11 protein-coding genes are annotated in these 16,480 nt (G+C 71.0%); 4 read left to right on the top strand and 7 right to left on the bottom strand.

Features of this window, described 5'->3' with window-relative positions:
- Positions 1-146: 146 nt before the first annotated feature.
- Positions 147-638 carry a hypothetical protein gene (locus ACZ4M8_RS24420; protein ID WP_467610682.1) on the bottom strand — a complete coding sequence of 164 codons (492 nt, stop codon included), beginning with the start codon at positions 636-638 and terminating at the stop codon, positions 147-149.
- 120 nt (positions 639-758) lie between these two features.
- The gene (locus ACZ4M8_RS24415; protein WP_467610680.1) at positions 759-1,655 is read right to left on the bottom strand and encodes an aminoglycoside phosphotransferase family protein; all 897 of its coding nucleotides are present in this window, start codon (positions 1,653-1,655) and stop codon (positions 759-761) included.
- A 406-nt stretch (positions 1,656-2,061) separates the two neighbouring features.
- On the opposite strand from ACZ4M8_RS24415, the gene ACZ4M8_RS24410 reads away from it, so the two are divergent.
- Positions 2,062-2,598, top strand: coding sequence for a hypothetical protein (locus ACZ4M8_RS24410; protein ID WP_467610678.1), 537 nt, complete (start codon positions 2,062-2,064; stop codon positions 2,596-2,598).
- A gap of 317 nt (positions 2,599-2,915) precedes the next feature.
- Here the strand turns inward: ACZ4M8_RS24410 and ACZ4M8_RS24405 are convergent, their stop codons facing one another.
- Both ACZ4M8_RS24405 and ACZ4M8_RS24400 read right to left on the bottom strand, forming a co-directional pair.
- On the bottom strand, positions 2,916-4,787 hold the full coding sequence (locus tag ACZ4M8_RS24405) for an ABC transporter ATP-binding protein (protein ID WP_467610676.1): 1,872 nt from the start codon (positions 4,785-4,787) through the stop codon (positions 2,916-2,918).
- A 582-nt stretch (positions 4,788-5,369) separates the two neighbouring features.
- Entirely contained in the window at positions 5,370-8,039 is a 2,670-nt protein-coding gene (locus tag ACZ4M8_RS24400; RefSeq protein ID WP_467610675.1) for an NACHT domain-containing protein, read from the bottom strand.
- A 278-nt stretch (positions 8,040-8,317) separates the two neighbouring features.
- On the opposite strand from ACZ4M8_RS24400, the gene ACZ4M8_RS24395 reads away from it, so the two are divergent.
- The gene (locus tag ACZ4M8_RS24395; RefSeq protein ID WP_467610673.1) at positions 8,318-10,375 is read left to right on the top strand and encodes a phosphocholine-specific phospholipase C; all 2,058 of its coding nucleotides are present in this window, start codon (positions 8,318-8,320) and stop codon (positions 10,373-10,375) included.
- Between the two features lie 219 nt (positions 10,376-10,594).
- On the opposite strand, the gene ACZ4M8_RS24390 is transcribed toward ACZ4M8_RS24395, so the two are convergent.
- Entirely contained in the window at positions 10,595-11,491 is an 897-nt protein-coding gene (locus ACZ4M8_RS24390; RefSeq protein ID WP_467610671.1) for an NAD(P)-dependent oxidoreductase, read from the bottom strand.
- A 399-nt stretch (positions 11,492-11,890) separates the two neighbouring features.
- On the opposite strand from ACZ4M8_RS24390, the gene ACZ4M8_RS24385 reads away from it, so the two are divergent.
- Positions 11,891-12,112, top strand: coding sequence for a hypothetical protein (locus ACZ4M8_RS24385; RefSeq protein ID WP_467610669.1), 222 nt, complete (start codon positions 11,891-11,893; stop codon positions 12,110-12,112).
- A gap of 70 nt (positions 12,113-12,182) precedes the next feature.
- Positions 12,183-13,799 carry a helix-turn-helix domain-containing protein gene (locus ACZ4M8_RS24380; protein ID WP_467610667.1) on the top strand — a complete coding sequence of 539 codons (1,617 nt, stop codon included), beginning with the start codon at positions 12,183-12,185 and terminating at the stop codon, positions 13,797-13,799.
- 109 nt (positions 13,800-13,908) lie between these two features.
- Here ACZ4M8_RS24380 and ACZ4M8_RS24375 read toward each other — a convergent pair whose 3' ends face one another.
- Positions 13,909-14,886, bottom strand: a complete 978-nt coding sequence (locus ACZ4M8_RS24375) for a tellurite resistance/C4-dicarboxylate transporter family protein (protein ID WP_467610665.1) — start codon at positions 14,884-14,886, stop codon at positions 13,909-13,911.
- 276 nt (positions 14,887-15,162) lie between these two features.
- Positions 15,163-16,371 (bottom strand): MFS transporter, encoded by a 1,209-nt coding sequence (locus ACZ4M8_RS24370; RefSeq protein WP_467610663.1) that lies wholly within the window; start codon positions 16,369-16,371, stop codon positions 15,163-15,165.
- Positions 16,372-16,480: the final 109 nt, after the last annotated feature.

The following is a 16,480-nucleotide window of genomic DNA, read 5'->3' as shown; positions in this document are numbered from 1 at the left end:
CATCCAGGCGAGGTTGGATCCGTCGACGACCAGGGCGTGCGGGCCACCGTCGAGCGGCACCGATCGCGCCTTCGGCGGCGTGGGAACGGGGCGAGTGCACGCGGCCGATGCGGTGGACCTGAGGGGGCCCGGATTCGAGGTGTTCTTCAGCAGGCGGTCCAGCTCCTCTCGGACCTCGGGCGTGGGCCACCCGAACCGAAGCACTCGACCTCTTGGTCGACCACGGCCTCGCCCGTGTGCTCCAGGGTGACCTTGAGGTGGAGCAGGCCGTTGGAGCCGTACGTGTACTCCCGGTCGAAGCGGGACTCGTCGCGGACCCGCGGCGTGGGGTACATGAGGGTGAGCTCGGTGAGTTGCACGTTGTCGCGGTGGGCGAGCTCCTTGTCCGGGCCTCCCTCCCAGATCTCCACGGACAGTTTCTGCGCGTGATCCTTCTGCGGCGTATAGCGCTTGTGCTCCTTCCAGGGCAGTGGCGAATTCCTGGGAATGATCTGGCTGAAGCGCTTACGCCCCGAGGAGTCCTTGACCATCGTGCCGAGCGCATGGCTGAGAGGGAAGGCCGGCTCGGCGAGGTCGAAGGTCTCCGGATCAGCCTGGCCGGCTCCGAGGAGAGGCTCAGCCAGGCTGATCAGGCCCATGGGCGGCATGCGCCCGTGGACCTTGGCATTCCCACCACGCGTGGTGATCGATGAATCCGCGAAGGTGGGCTGCCGCCCGCCCCTCAACCAAGATCGAGAACAAGTTCCGAGAAGTGGGCGTCAAACGCCCTTCAGAACACGATCAAGTGCCGCCCGGCCTGCAGGTCCCCAGTTCGGCTTGCCGCCGGGAAGGCCCCGGTCTCCGTTCTGTCCCATGAGCATCAGGAAGAGGCTCTTCATGGCGGCCAACCCACGGGCACGCCGGATCGCCGACTCGTCTGCACGTGCGTACTTGTCGAAGAACCGTGAAGCCGTGCCCGCGGGTAGCAGCGTCCACGCGGCGGCGAGGTCCCACGCCGGGTCGCCGGCGCACATGTCACCGAAGTCGACGATGCCCGAGAGCGTTCCGTCCGAGACGACGACGTTCGCGGGATGGAGGTCGCCGTGCACCCACACCGGCGGGCCCTCCCACGCGTGGGCCGCAACGGCGCCGTCCCAGACGGCCCGGACGTCTGCGGCGATATCGTCGGGTGCTACGGCCTGGAAGAAGTTCTCGAAGCCGTCCGTGCAGTTCCGGGGGTGGGCACCGCGGTCCGTAGCGGTCGGCGCCTCGGCGGGCGCCTCCGCATGGAGCGCCCGGAGGAAGCCCGCCAGCGTGTCGGCCGCGTGGGCGCCGCGGCTGATCGAGCCGTGGTCCAGCGGCTCGCCGGGAACCCACGTCATCACGGTCCAGTGTTTGGGGAAACGCGCCGACGGTTCACCGAACCGCACCGGGGTCGGCACCGGGAGCGGCAGGCGCGGGGCCAGCACGGGCAGCCATCGCCGTTCCTTGAGCTGGAGTTCCGGGGTGGGGTCCATGCGCTGCATGCGCACGGCCAAGTCGTCCCCGAGGCGCCACATTTGGTTGCCCCATCCGCCCGCCACCTCTCGGATGGCGAGCCCAGCAAGGTCCGGATGTTGCTCCCGCAGCAGGTCGCGGACCAGGTCCGCGGTGATCTCGGTCTCGGTGTCGGTCATGCGAAGTCACAGTACTAACGCGTCAGACGGAGCGGACTCTCGCTCACCGGAACATCTCGCGGTGATCCCTCGGGCCTCACCAATTCGGTTCGGAGAGCTGCAGATCAGAGGATTGAGACGCCGTTTGATTCGGTGAGGCGGCGGTCGGTGATGAGGGTTGCGGCTATGCCGACGAAGGCGAGGAAGTGTTTCGCTTTCCAGGGCGCCCCGCACGGTCCGCCGACGGCCCCTGGAGCCCGAACAGACGTACCGGGGGCCGCAGCTGTGTCGGAACGGTTTCGTCACGTTTCGGGGCTTGTGCCGCATGCGGCCCCGGACGTCTCCCGGAGCGGCACCGGCGGGATGGTGTCAGCCGGTTACTGTGAGATTACGCTGCGCTGTCCACGCGCGGCGGGGGAGGAAATCTGTGTCTTCGCTCTGCGGCCCCGAACACGCTCCGGTGGGCGACGTGGGTACGGCGCTTCTGATGATCGACTCCCGGCTCAAGTCGATCTACGACAGAACGGAAGAGGACGACCCCGAACAGCGCGCCCTGAGCGACCGGTTGGCCGCCTCCATGGGCCCCGACGGCGCCGATGAGGTGCTGGACGGCGCCTGCACGCTCATCTACATGTTCATGCAGTGGCTGCGCAGAGCCCACGAGGAGCACGACAAGGACGTCATCGAGTACGTGGTGCCCCACCTCGTGGCGACGATGCGGATGATGACCAGGAGCATCCGCCCGGAGGCCATCCCCACTATGTCCGGACTCCTCGTCGCCGCGGCACTCGACCTCAGCCCCAACCTGTGGCGCAAGCAGTACGGCTACTGGACCGAGGCGGAGATGAACCCCCTGGAGGCCACCGCCTTCCTCCTCGCCGAGTACATCAACCGCATCACCGACGACCGCACCTTCGCCACCCGCCTCGTCACCGAAGCGCTGACCCGCCTGGACGAGGAATGACCCACCGCGAGCGGCGCCTCCACCGCCTCAGGCGCGCCACCGCCCGCCGCGACGGCCCTTCTTGGACGGCCGGGCCGAAAGCGTCCGGGTCGGCTCCGCCGCCGAGGGGCCGGCCCGGACGTCTGCGGACGGCGCCGGGCGGACGCCCTTCAGACGGACGGGGCACCTTTCCGTCACATGTGGGGGAGGGGCTGGCCCCACCCGTACCGGCGGCCCCGGGAAGGACCGCCGGTACGAGGAGTGTCAGGTGCGGTACGGCCGGGAACACGGCCGGGAGCACGCCGCGGAGGGCCGGAGCCCGGAGACGTCTGGGCGGCTCAGGCTGGCGCCCCGTGCCGGTCGTCGTCACCGCGCGCCGTGTCCGCGGTGATCTGGCAGGCCAGCAACTCCCGGAACAGTCCCTCCTCCTCGGCGAGCTGCCGGTAGGTGCCTTCCTGGACGATCCGGCCTCCGTCGAGGACGACGATCCGGTCCGCCACGGCCAGGTTGGTGAGCCGGTGGGTCACCAGCAGCACCACCTGATGCCGGGCCAGGGCCCGTAGCCGCTGGAAGATCCGGAACTCGGCCAGCGGATCCAGATTGGCCGTCGGTTCGTCGAGGACCAGCAGGCCCGCCCGGCGGAAGAAGGCGCGGGCGAGGGCGATGCGCTGCCACTGACCGCCGCTCAACTCCTCACCGTTGAGCCACTCACGGGCGAGGAGGGTGTCGAGCCCGGCGCCGAGCCCGGCGATCACCTCATCGGCCCCGGCAGCCTCGCACGCCTCCCGCACCGCAGCGTCACCACGCGGTGAGGGCTGCCCGAGCGTGACGTTCTCGCGTGCGCTCAGCGGCCACCGCGCGTACTCCTGCGGTACGAGGGCGACTTGCTGCCACAGTGCCTGCGGGTCGGCGTCGCCGGTGGGGAGCCCGTCCCACCGGACCTGCCCCGAGCTGGGTAGATACAAGCCGCTGACCAGCTTCGACAGGGTCGATTTCCCCGAACCGTTGAACCCCACCAGCGCGGTGATCTCGCCCCGGCGCAGGGTGAGAGAGACGTCGGACAGCGCGGGTCGGTCCTTGCCGGCGTAGTGGTGGGTGACCGAGGTGACCTCGATCCTCGCCGGCGGCCCGGGACGGTGGGCGCCCCGCCGCATCCGGAATCCGCCGGCCTTGTCGAGGAAGCCGCTCCAGTCGTCCATGTAGAGGCCGGTGCGTACCGCTCGGGCGCCGACGCTCACCAGACCGCGCACCGCCTGTCCCACCGTCTGCAGCGCGAAGACCGCGGTCCCGGCGTGCCCGACGCTGATCCGTCCGGTGGCCAGCAAGAACACCACGGCCGCCCAGACGACCGCCGAGCCCACCCCGCCGCACACCGCCCCGACCAGGGACATCCGGGCGCCCTTGTCGGCCGCGGCCCGGTCCTCACGGTTGATACGGCCGACCGTGTCCCGGTAGCGGCGGGAGAGGAACGCGGCCATGGTGCCGGCCCGGATCTGATCGGCGGCCTCCCGTGTGAAGATGTGCCACCGCAGCACCGACAGCATGCGGTTGGCGCCGTTGCTCCGCAGATTCGCCAGATAGCGGACGCGGGCGGCGCTCACCTGCGCCAGCGCCTGCGGAAGGCTCGCCGCCACCAGCAGCGGGAGAAGCACCGGATGCACCCCGGCCAGGACGACGGCCCCGGCGAGGAACGAGGCCGACGAGGCGATGAGGTCCTGCCCCTCGTCGATCAGATCGCCGGTGACCTGCGCCCCGCGGTCGGCGGCCTCCCGGTCACGGTTGAAGGAGGGCTCGTCGTACGCCGACAGCTCCACCTCGGCGCAGCCCGCCAGCAGCATCTGCTCGGCCTCCCGCGACATGAGCGGCCGCAGCCGCGACGCGAGCCAGGTGACCGTGATCCCCAACAGCGCACGCACCCCGGACGCGCCCGCCAGCAGGGCCACCGAAGGCCAGGCGTCGAGCAGCCGGTGGTAGACGTCGCCGCTGGTCAGCAACGCGGTGAGGGTGCCGCTGATGGCGACGAGACCCAGGGCCTGCATCACCCCGGCGACCGCCTGGCACACCAGGAGCCCGACGGTCGCCGCCCGGTCCACCCGCCAGGCCAGCGCCAACGACCGCCGCACCAGCCGCGGCAGCCGCCGGGCCATGTCCCGCATCCGGATCGACCGCCCGGCCGCTTCCCGGCTGCCGGTCACATCCACGTACTGCATCGTCGTCTCGGGACCGGGCGCTTCCGGAGCGGACGCCGCGCCGGAGCCACCCGGCGCCCCGGCCGGGGCGGTGCGTGGCTCCGGAACCGGCCGGGCCGCATCATGGTCCGCCCCGCTCATACCGCCCACCTCCGAGGGAGGCGTGCCGGGGCACGGACGGCGTCGGTGCCGTACGGAACCGTGAGGGGCTCCGCCACGGGCACCGGGCGGCGCTGATTGAGGCGAGGTGTGGGATGCATGGCGTCCTCCGGACGAGGTGTCGAGCTGTCACGGCGTCCAACGAGACCCCCCGGCCTTTCGAACACATGTGTTTCGGACGGCGCAGACACCCTGCAACGGAGCGAAAAGGTGTTCGTTCCCGATACACCGACCCTTGCCCCACGGGGATCGCCTCCGCCGCCTCCGTGACCGAAACGCCGAGGGTCCCGGTCCGGGCGGATCTGATCCGTCCGACGGACGGGAACTGTCCGGCCCCATCACCCAGCCTCGCGCTCAACCCCGCTTGTCGCGGGTGAAGTTGCCGGGCGGACGGCTGCCCTTCCGTACGACCCGTCCGGGGCCGCCCTGTACCGCCGGCCCCCTCTACGCCCCCAGCGGTTCCGGGTCGTCGCGGTGGGCGAAGGTGATCCTCACGGAGTCGGGGATGGTGTGGGCGTCGAGCGGGTGAGGGGGCTTGGGGAGGACGAGGGTGTGCAGGAGGGGGAAGCGGGCGAGCCAGTTCATGCTGCGGAAGACGGTGGTGTAACCCTCACGCAGCCACAGATGGGTGAGCCGCTCCGGGGACAGGTGCGCGGCGAGGTCCCCCGGGTGGTGGGTCCCGAGGATCTGGATCCGGGCGCGGCCGCCCATCGCGCGCAGCGCCCGGAGATGTTCGGTGCTCGCGGCGGTGAAGTACAGCTCGTCGTCCTCCGGGAGGTGGGAGATGATCTCCTCGGCGTAGGTGGAGCAGTCGAAACGGTGCCACGACCAGGCAAGTTGCCGGCGTACGGCCAGTGAGGGATGCGTCCGGAAGCCGGTCAGGTAGGCGATGGAGGCGTTGGACGCGAGCCGGGTGGCGGTGATGACGCATGCCTCGGCCTGGTTCTCGTCCAGATGGTCGGGGCCGGGCAGCATCGCGATCACATTCGACCCGCCGTACTCGGCCAGGCGCCGGGCGGCCCCGGGGGTACCCGGCGGCAGCAGGTCACGGGTGAGCAGCATGATGCTGTCCTGGAGCACCGAGTCCACCTCGGGCGCGTGGTCCAGGCAGGACCGTGCGAGCAGGATGCGGCGCAGCGGCAGCCGCCGCCCCCGGGCGGGCTTCGTCGCGGCGGAGGTGCGGGCGCGTTGGAAGCGCAGTTGGGGGCGTCCGGCGCTGGTCTCCTCGTGAGGGAGTGTGTCGCCGAGGACGGGGACGAGCCCGCGCAGGATGCGGGCGCGTTCCTCGGGGCGGCCGTGGGCGACGGCCATGCGGATGACGTCCTCCCACTGGGAGTTGTCGGCGTTGTTCTCCAGCCAGGGGAAGTCGCGGGCCTCGACGATGGCTTTGGCGGCGAGGTAGTCCTGGAAGGTGCGGTGGATGAAGTCCACGGTGTCGGCGGTGGGTTGCCGCAGGACGCCGCTGCGGTCGAGCAGGTGGCGGAGGACCCGCTCGGCGCCGGCGTCGATATGGGTCATCGAGGGCAGGTGGGCGGCGAGGACGGCGTGGGCGTCGTCGCGGCCCATCTCGGAGCGGTCGTTGCGGACCATCCAGTGGGCGAGGCGCTGCAACAGCCCGATCTGCGGTTCCTTCCCGATCCGGAGATCACCCGGGCGGTGCATCCCGCGTTCGAGGTCGCGGCGTTCCAGCAGCATGGCGAGGGCGGCGTCGTACAGCTCTTTGCGGTCCTCGGGCAGGAACCCGTGCCGCTCGCGGTGGAGCGCGCACAGCAGACCGCACATGAGGGGGTTGACGGCGAGGCGGCCCAGGTCCGGTTTGGTGCGGACGGCCGTCAGCAGCGCCTGCGCCGGTCCGTCCCCGGCGCGCGCCGCGGTGTGCCAGCGCCGGATGAACGCGGCGATGTCCTCCTCCGTCATGGGCATCAGGGACAGTTCCTCGAACGTGTCCGTCTGCAGCCAGTCGTCCTGGACCGCCGAGGGGCGCGTCGTGACCAGCCAGAGGTTCCGCTCCGGGAAGGAGACGATCAACTGGTGCAGCCACTGCCGGGTGGCCTCGCGCATGTCGTGGGGGACCTCGTCCACCCCGTCGACGAGCAGCAGTCCGCGACCGGCGGTGAGCACCCGCTCCGCCCAGCCCGCGGGTTCCGTCAGGGGAAAGCCCACCGCGGACAGGAAATCCGCCGGGCGCGGCAGCCTCCCGCGGGCGAGGGTCCGCAGCGGCAGGACGAACGGGACGCGGCCGCGCAGCGCCACCAGTTCGTCCGGGAGCTCCCCGCGCGCGGTGGACACGGCCAGCCATTGCAGCAGCGTGGTCTTGCCGGAACCGGCCAGACCGCGCAGCAGGACCCGGTCGCGCCCGGCCAGAATGCGCTCGGTGGGAACGGGGACCGCCGGGCCCTGCCGGGTCTCGGTCTCCAGGGAGATGTACGCGGTGTCGAGCTGCCATTCACGGGCATGGCGCAGATCCAGCCCGTAGATCGTCAACTCGCTGTGCCGGCGGATGAGCTGTTCGGCGTACCGGGCCTCGAATTCCGCGTCCTGGGAGCCGACGCCGGGGACGCGGTCCAGCAGCGTCGCCATGTCCCCGCGCAGGAGCCCTTGCCGCCGCGTCTGTTCCACGAGGGTGCGTGCCACGAACGTGGAGCGCTGGGTGAAGAAGTGGAGAATGTGGCGGCACGCCACCCGCAGCACGGCGTCATGGAGGACCTCGGCGTCCTGCGACAGGAACAGGAAGGTGGACGGGGGGACCTTCTCCTTCAGGCGTTCCGCCAGTTCGTCCGCACCCAGTTCGACGGCCTGGACGTCGTCCATGTCGAGATCGCCGAGCGCGTGCAGGGTGAAGGCCAGGGCGTGCGCGGTGGCGGCAGCCTCCTCCGGGGCGGGCCGGTCACCCGCCGGCAGTGGCTCGACCGCCCGCCGGACCAGCTCCGATGCCAGCTTGTGCAGATCCTTCTCGCTCAGCCGCCTCTTCTCGCCGCGGAAGGACAGCCACCCCGACAGCCGTACGGGGCGCTCGACGCCTCCCGCGCCGGGCCCCTCCGTGACGAGCAACTTGCGCACCAGCGGCTGGAGTACGGCCGCCCCCAGCCGCGCCCCGATGACCGACGGATCCATCTGGCAGTCCCCTCCCGAACGCCGTGCCCGACCGTGCGGACCGAGTATGGCCGATCACCCGCGGGGCATCGCCCGGCCGGACGGAGCCGGGGCCCCGGGCGGATCACCGTCCGCGGGCACCGGACGCGCCGCCCCTCCACCGGGCCTCGACGCCCGGTCACCGGCCCCGCCGCCCCCTTCCCGCCGCCCCGTTCCTCTTGGAACACTCTGCTCATCCGTCCCACCCCGCACCGCCCGAGCGCGGCGGCGCGCACCCCCACACCAAGAGGTCCAGGACCATGCCAGAGCTCAACCGCCGCAGGTTCCTCCAGATAGCCGGCGCGACCGCGGGGCTGGCCGCCCTGTCGGGCAGCATCGCCCGCGCGGCGTCCATACCGGCCCGCCGGGCCACCGGTTCCCTCAAGGACGTCGAGCACATCGTCGTCCTCATGCAGGAGAACAGGTCCTTCGACCACTACTTCGGTACGCTGAAGGGCGTACGGGGCTTCGGCGACCCCCGCCCCGTGACGCTGCCGAGCGGCAAACCCGTATGGCACCAGTCCGACGGCACCAAGGACCTGCTGCCCTACCACCCGGAGGCCGAGAACCTCGGCATGCAGTTCATCGCGGGCCTCAACCACGACTGGGCCGGCGGCCACCAGGCATGGAACGACGGCAGATACGACCGGTGGATCGCCGCCAAGGGCACCGGAACGATGGCCCACCTCACCCGGAAGGACATCCCCTTCCACCACGCCCTCGCCGACGCCTTCACCATCTGCGACGCGTACCACTGCTCGATGATCGGGGCCACCGACCCCAACCGCTACTACCTCTTCTCCGGCCACGCCGGGAACGACGGCAAGGGCGGCGGTCCCGTCCTCGGCAACGAAGAAGCCGGATACGACTGGACGACCTACCCCGAACGTCTCGAACAGGCCGGAATCTCCTGGAAGTTCTACCAGGACATCGGCGACGGGCTGAACGCCGACGGCGGCTGGGGCTGGATCGACGACGCCTACCGCGGCAACTACGGCGACAACTCCCTCCTCTACTTCAACACCTACCGCGACGCCCGCCCCGGCGACGCCCTCCACGACAAGGCCCGCACCGGCACCGACGCCAAGAATGGCGACGGCTACTTCGACCAGCTCAGGGCCGACGTCCAGGCCGGCACCCTCCCGCAGGTCTCCTGGATCGCCGCCCCCGAAGCCTTCAGCGAACACCCCAACTGGCCCGCGAACTACGGCGCCTGGTACGTCTCCCAGGTCCTCGACGCCCTCACCTCCGACCCGGACGTGTGGAGCCGGACCGCGCTGTTCCTCACCTACGACGAGAACGACGGCTACTTCGACCACGTCCTCCCGCCGTTCCCGCCCGCCTCCGCCGACCGGGGCGCCTCGACCGTCGACACCACCCTCGACCACTTCCCCGGCAACGCCACCTACGCCGCCGGCCCCTACGGACTGGGCCAGCGCGTCCCGATGCTCGTCATCTCCCCCTGGAGCACCGGCGGCTACGTCTGCTCCGAGGTCTTCGACCACACCTCCGTCATCCGCTTCATGGAGCGCCGCTTCGGCGTCGAAGAACCCCACATCTCGCCTTGGCGACGCGCCATCTGCGGCGACCTGACCTCCGCCTTCGACTTCAGTCTCCAGGACACCGCCCCCGCCGCCCTGCCCGGCACCGGCGCGTACGAGCCGCCGGACAAGGACCGCCACGACAGCTACGTGCCCGAGCCGCCCGCCACCCCCGCCCTCCCCGTGCAGGAACCCGGCTCCCGCCCCGCCCGACCGCTGCCGTACGCACCGCTGGTCGACGGAAGCGCCGCCCCCGACACCGGCAGGTACACCCTCACCTTCGGCGCCGGCGACACCGCGGGAGCCTGCTTCACCGTCACCGCCGGCAACCGCACCGACGGCCCCTGGACCTACACCACCCACGCCGGCAAGCGACTCTCCGACACCTGGAACACCGCCTACTCCCACGGCGCCTACGACCTCTCCGTCTTCGGCCCCAACGGCTTCCTCCGCACCTTCAAGGGCACCGGCTCCACCACCGGCCCCGAGGTCACCGCCCGCCACGACGCCCCCACCGGCAACCTCACCCTGACCTTCACCAACCCCGGCCCCACCGACTGCCGCCTCACCCTCACCAACGCCTACGACGACACCACCGCGACCCTCACGGTCCCCGCAGGCGGCACCGCCCGGCACACCGCGGACCTCACCACCGCGAAACGCTGGTACGACCTGACCCTCACCAGCGAGGCCGACCCCTCCTACCTGCGCCGCCTCGCCGGCCACGTGGAGAACGGCACACCGGGCGTCAGCGATCCGGCGATCATCACCGGCTGACGGGCGGGGACGCGGCGGGGGAGGGGAGGCCGCGCGGGCCGGAAATTCGTTGGCCCGATCCCTGCCGCGCCCCGCCCGGCGCGAAAGAATTCAGGACTGCCCGGAAAAGAAGAAGGTCTCGTGCGCGACCGGATTTTCCGTTCGCACACGAGACCTTCCCGAATATTCCCTCGGGCCGAACATTTCGCAGAACTTCTGTGTGAGAACCGCCGGCCGGCCTCAGTCGATCGGATGACGGATGGCTTCGATCAGGCTTCCGAGGCTGTCCGCCCCGTGTCCCTGCGCCACCCTGCGCTCGATGAGTGCCTGGATCGGCAGGAACACCTCCGGGCTGATGCCCTGCGTCACGCTGGCTTCCACCAGGTGCGCGATCGCCGCCCGGTTGACGTCCAGGCTGGAGATCTCGGTCGGGTAGGTGCCCTCGTCGGCCTCCTCCGCCTTGCCCGGCATGCTCGGCAGGGCCACATGCTCCACCCACGCCGTCGCGTACGGCAGGAAGTCCTTCGCCGCCACCTGCTCCGTCCCGACCAGCGCCAGCGCGTGGAGATAGCCGGCCAGCGTCGACCACAGGATGCCCAGCAGCGCCACGTCGTAGATCATCGGGACGCCGGTGTCCGTCCCCAGGTGGGTGGCCCGGCCGCCGAGCGTCCGGAGAGTCTCCTCATGCCGGTCGAACAGGGACTTCTCCCCGCCGTAGAAGATCAGCGCATGGGGGAGTCCGATCATCGGCGGGATGGCCATGATGGCTCCGCCCAGGTACGCGATGCCCCGCTCGGCCGCCCATGCCTGGGTCTCGCGGGCCTCGGCCGGAGTACCCGAGGTGAGGTTCACCAGCGTCTTGCCCCGGAGGCCGTCCTCGGCCTCGGCGAGCACGGTGTGCACGGCCTCGTAGGTGGACAGGCACACGATCACCACCCCGCTCGCCGCCACCGCGGCGGAGACCGAATCCGCCCGCAGCGCTCCTCGGCCGACCAGTTCGTCCGCCTTGGCCGCCGAGCGGTTCCACACGGTGGTGGCGTGGCCCTTCCCGAGGAAGGCCCCTGCCAGTGCCCGGCCCATCATGCCGAGCCCGATGACGCTCACCGATTCCCTGGCCTGGATTTCCGTGTCGCCCAATTCATCCTCCTCAAAGTTTCCCGCGATGGTGTGGTTCGGGTCGCGGAAGGTGTTTTTCCGACGCCGGAGACGCTTCGCATTTCGCGTTCTCCGGGGACGCCCATGACGTGCTCCGGGCAGGCGGGAGTTCCGTCAAAAAAACTACAGGGGTGGGGTCTTCCGGTGGGCCCGATTGAATATCTTCCGTACTTCGGGACGGGACGATGGTTTCCGGCTCGGGGCCCGCGCAGGGAACCGGGAACATCCGGGAAGGGCGGCGGCCGGTCGCCGCGCCGCGGTGAGCGCGGCGGCTTGCCCGGTCCCCGGGCAAGCCCGCGAGGCCCGCGCCGCCGAAACGCACCGGAACCCCGCCGCGGAACACCCCGTACCGCCCCTCCCAAACCCACGACCATCCCCACTTTGACCACCACACCGATAATTGACAGCATCAACGTCATGTCGGATCCGGTGATCGATGACGCACACGAACTCGCCGCGGCGGTGGAAGCGCTCAGAGCCGCCGAGGACCGCGTCACCCGCGCCCTGCGCGCCTACCTCGCCCGCGACCCCGTCACCGGCCGTCCCGCCCACGGACGGATCGGACGCGCGGCGCGGATCACCGGCTGGGGCGAACAGCGGTGAAGGAAACCGTCACCCCGGCCCTCGCCGAACGCCGTCGCGCCAAGCGCGCCGCCACGGAAGAGGTGCAGTGATGAGCGACTTCGACGCGATCGACTCCCTGCTCGCCTCCCTCACCCCCGAGGCCCACCTTCCCGACGCCGCGACCCGCCGCGCCCTCCGTGAGCAGGCCGGACTGTCGAAAGCGCAGGTGGCCCGCACCCTCGGGGTCAGCCCCTCCACGGTCACCGGCTGGGAATCCGGCCGTGACCCCGCCGGAGCGACCCGCGCGAAGTACGCCTACCTCCTCGACGGTCTCGCCACGAAACTCACCCCGCCCACCCCGGCGCCGGACACCCGCGCCCCGGCGGACGACCCCGACCATGCCTCCTCCGCCCCCGCCCCCCACGACGACGAACGCACCGGACACGACGGCGAAGACACCGGACACGACGACCACGGCGACCACACCGCAGAGGCCGGCGGCTGCGACGACGTCGAGACCCTGGCCACGCCGGAACCCTGTGTCCTGTGCGGCCGGCCGGCGGCCCACCGCGTCGCCGGCTTCCCGCAGCACCTCGACGCCGCCGACTGCGCCCCCGGCCCCGTCCCACCGGCAGCGGCCCCCGCCACCCCGCGCCGCGAACCCGCGCCGCGGCACGGCCGCCCCCCACAGCACTCCGGGCACCAGGCCAAGGCTCCGGCACACCGCGCCTTCCAGCCGTCGTCCGGGCCGGCCGACCTCATCGGCCGTACGGTCCGGGCCGCACTCGCCCAGCACGACGGGGACGTCGAGGCGGCCACGGCGGCACTGGTGAGGAAGGCGATCCCGGACGCGATGGCGCTGCTGGACGAGACCCGTAAGGGCGCCCGTTACGACGTGATCGCGCACCCGTGGATGCCGGACATCCTCAAGAAGCAGACGTCCCGTGGCCCCGACCAGATCTGGGAAGCCCGCCCCAGGTGGACCCGCCGCGCGCTCCCGCCGGGCGAACACCAGGTCACCGCGCTCGACATCAACGGCGCGTACCTCTCCGCCCTCAAGACCCACCTGCCGATCGGCCAGTTGGAACACTCCACCGGCTTCCACCACGACCGCCGCCGCGCCGGCGTCCACCTCGTCACCCCACCGCACTGGGCTCACGGGGACACCCTCCCCAACCCCCTCGGCCAGCGCGACGAGCCCGGCCCGCTCTGGGTCACCGAACCCACTCTGCGCCTCCTCCAGCGCCTCTCCGGCCCGAAATACGGCCTGTGCGACCCGCCCGAGATCCACGAGTCCTACACCTCGGGCGCCACCGAGAATCTCCTGGAGAAATTCCGCACCGTCCTCAAGGACGCCCGTGACACCGCGATCGCCACCGACGACCCGGTCACACTCGAATACGTCAAAGCGATGTACGCGAAATTCGTCTCCACCATGGGGGAGTCGAACTACAACCGGGAGCTGTACCGCCCCGACTGGATGCACCTCATCCGCTCCCAGGCGTTCGCCAACCTCTGGATGAAGGCGCTCAAGGCCCACGAAGAGGGCCTGACCGTCGTACGCGCCATGGGCACCGACGAGCTCCACGTCATCGGCGACTGGCGCCGCGTCTTCCCCGAAGGCCGAGCGGTCACCGAGGTCAAGGTCAAGGACGTCTACACCGCCGGCACCGCCACGGACGCCACGGAGAACACGGCACAGGAGAAAGAGACACAGGGGCGATAGCCGCGGAGAACGCGGCGGCGCCGTGGAAAACCGAATTCCCGATGACGGGAGAAACTCCGCCGTTACCGGGACGCGGAACCGCAGTACGTGCCGTCGGCGCCCGGCCGATTCACAACCGTTCCGCCCGGGAGCCCCCGCCCTGCCGTCCCGCGCACCTCAGGGCGGGGACGAGAGCGCGCAGCAGCCCGTACGCGGCCGGGAGCCACGCGGCTGCGGCCACCCACAACAGGACGTGGCCGAGGACGTTCAGCCAGGGGCGCGTGGCGGTGGCCGGGGCGGTGAGGGTGGCCATCGCCGTCATCGCGAGAGGGAAGACGGTGGACCAGCGCCGGACGTCGTACGCCGGACGCGGGCGGACGGCTTCCGCGCACAGGAGCACCGAGTACCAGGCGAGGGCGAGGACGAGCAGAACGGAGTCCGCCGTCCGCAACGCCGCAGCCGCGCCGCCCGACCACACCCGCGTCGCCACGAGTTCGGAGGCGGCGAGCGTGGAGATCGCCAGGGCCCCGCCCGCCACCCAGTGATCGCCCGCACCGGTCACGATCTGACGCAGGTCGAACCGGACCAGCGCGCCCGCGTACAGCACGAGCCCCAGGACGAAGACCGCCGCCGCGGACCGAGCGAGCCAGCCGCCGACCGCGGGGGTGAGGACGGCGGCGAGTACGACGAGCCCCTGGGTCGCGACACAGACCAAGAACACGGAACCCGGCGCACGCCGCGTCACATGCCGCAGGGCCGAGCCGAGCAGCCCCGGCCACAGCAGGGCGGCGACCAGCAGCAACGCCGCGGCGAGCGAGGTCGCGCCCAGGAGCGCGTAGCGCACACCGAGAACCGTCGTGGCGGCCACGGCGGTGAGAGCGGGCGGGGTACGGGTCTGGCTCTTCCAGTGGTCCCGGCGCCGCAGAAGCTGCGCGGTGAAGACCCCCGCGAGCAGGAGCCACAGCGCGGTGGCCAGAGTGAGTGCGACGGAGGAGAGCACGGCGAATCCGGTGAGGTGCAGCCCGACGGAGAGCGTGCCGGTCGCCATCACCGCCGCCCCGGTCGCTGGAGGCAGGCCGGTCCACCACGCGTCACGCTGCTCTGTCATGCGTCCATCACAGCGGGATCACCGCCGCCGTGCCAGTACGCCTTTGATCACCACTGAGGGGCGAACCCGGCGATCCGGCCTCTTTCCGGCTACGGCGGCCCGGCGCACGTACGCCTCAACTGATCGCGCAATTACGGACAATTGCTATTTCGTTCTGCTCGGCGCCCCGATTCGTGCCGAACTCCGGAGCCGCACCGGGCCCGTGGGCGCGACTGCGGCGTCCGCCGGGTGCGGACGCCGCAGGCTGTGCCGCCTTCCGGGGGGTGCGGTGTGCTCCTACGCGGGTGCCTTCTGGGTTTGCGGAGCAGCGGTGTCCGCGGAGGCGTGGGCGTCGGGGAACTTCCTGTTGGTCGCCCAGATGATGAGGGCGCAGGCGGCGAAGGCGGCGCCGAGAAGGCTGGAGGCGCCCCAGCCGTGGTGGGTGTAGAGGGAGGTGGTCGCCGCCGCGCCGAGGGCGGAGCCGAGCGAGTAGAAGAGCATGTAGCCGCCGATGGCACTGCTGGTGCGATCGGGGTGCGCGCTGGTGAGCAGGTGCTGATTGCTGACATGCACGGCCTGGACGGAGAAGTCGAGGACGACGATGCCGATGACGAGGAGCCACAGCGTCCAGGGCAGTTGCCCGATGGCGGCCCAGGAGGCGATGAGGAGGGTGAGCGCGATACCGGTGACGGGAATCGCACGCCCGGCGTCGGCCCAGCGGCCGGCCCGTGCGGCGCCGAGTGCGCCGGCGAGTCCGACGAGGCCGAAGAGCCCGATCTGACTCTCGCCGAGGTGCCAGGGCGCGGCCGCCAGCGGCAGGGAAAGGCCGCTCCACAAGGTGCCGAAGGAGGCGAACAGGAAGAACGCGATGAGTCCGCGCGTCAGGAAGAGGCGCTGACCGAAGAGCTGGCCGAGCGAGGTCAGGGCCTGCCCGTATCCGGCGGCGCGGTGCGTGTGCTCCTCCGGCGGCAGGACGGTCACGACCAGGGCGGCGAGCGCCAGCGACAGCACCGCGAGCACGATGTAGATGCCCCGCCAGCCCCACACTTCGGCGATCGCGCCGGTGATGACCCGCGCACCCAGGATGCCGACCACGACACCCGAGGTGACGATGCCGATGTTCCGTCCCCGCTCGGCGGGGGGCGACACGGAGGCGACGTAGGCGACCACGGTCTGTACGACGACCGCGAACAGTCCGGCCGCCGCGAGCCCCGCGAAGGCCATCCAGGGGGATGACGCGGCCGCTGTCAGGATCATGCCGACGGCGGTGACGGCCAGATGCACGGCGATGAGCCGGCGCCGGTTGGCGACCACGTCACCGAGCGGCACCAGCAGCAGCAGCCCGATCAGGTAGCCGAACTGCGCGGCCGAGACGATCCATCCGGTGAGATCCGGCGGCACGCCGAGATCGCGTCCCATCACCTCCAGAACAGGTTGCGCGGCGTAGACGCTCGCCACCGCGACACCGCAGACCACCGCGAGGAGTAACCGTCGCCACTTGTCCATTGCGCATCATCCATCCAGTAGCAGATTGCAACTGAAATGACCGTACGGCATTTTGGTAGCAGATTGCAACTCTTTACCGGGTGGGGCATGATGGTTTTGAACCGCAACC

The sequence above is a fragment of the Streptomyces sp. NPDC027185 genome (assembly GCF_055567035.1).
This window is presented reverse-complemented; position numbering and strand designations above follow the sequence as displayed.